Origin of the sequence: Acidiplasma sp. MBA-1 (genome assembly GCF_000949015.1) — an archaeon.
GTDB lineage: Archaea > Thermoplasmatota > Thermoplasmata > Thermoplasmatales > Thermoplasmataceae > Acidiplasma > Acidiplasma aeolicum.
The window spans coordinates 1-852 of the sequence record NZ_JYHS01000009.1 but is presented as its reverse complement, the minus strand read 5'-3'; the positions used below and the strand labels follow the sequence as shown (position 1 = coordinate 852).

The 852-nt window shown below is 38.8% G+C and carries 1 pseudogene; it reads left to right on the top strand.

Annotated features, from left to right (window positions below):
• Positions 1-59 precede the first annotated feature (59 nt).
• Positions 60-852 (top strand): annotated as a pseudogene (locus TZ01_RS10005) (transcription initiation factor IIB); the annotation flags it as partial.

Below are 852 nucleotides of genomic sequence, written 5' to 3'. Positions count from 1 at the left end.
TATAATAAACTTTTAATACTCTTAGTAATAAGCATTATATAAATCTTGGGTGGTATTTAATGGAAGTTGACGACGTGAAAGTTTGTCCTGAATGTGGTTCACATCATCTTGTAAAGGATTATGAAAGAGGGGAATTAACCTGTTATGATTGTGGTATGGTTATTGAGGATTCCATTATTGATCAGGGACCTGAGTGGAGGTCATTTGATTCTGATCAGGATGAAAAACGTTCAAGGACAGGCTCACCAAGCAGCTTTATGAGCCATGATAAGGTGCTGGCCACTGAGATTTCATGGTAAAACAAGGATTATTACGGAAAGAGAATACCACATAAAAATCGTGCCCAGATTTACAGGGTTAGAAAATGGCACCAGAGAATTAGGGTAAGCAATGCGGCCGAAAGAAATTTGTCCATGGCATTGCAGATACTGAATGAGGATGGTACAAAACTTGGAATTCCAAAGGATATTAAGGAAACAGCAGCATTAATATATAGAAAGGCCGTGGAGAGGAATCTTATAAGGGGGAGAAGCATAGAAAGCATAGTATGTGCATCCATATATGCTGCATGCAGAATGGTAAATATACCAAGAACGCTGGATGAGATCTCCAAGGTATCATATGTAAATAAGAAAAAAATTGGAAAGGCATACCGGCATCTGGCAAAGGAACTTGCATTAAATATTAAACCCGCAACTCCATACTCATATGTTTCACAGTTCTGTAATAAACTTGACCTGGACAAGAAGGTTATAATAGACAGTGAAAACATAATAAGGCTTGCATCGGAATCGGGCATTTCAATGGGAAAGGGACCAACAGGTGTTGCAGAAGCGGCAATATACATAGCGG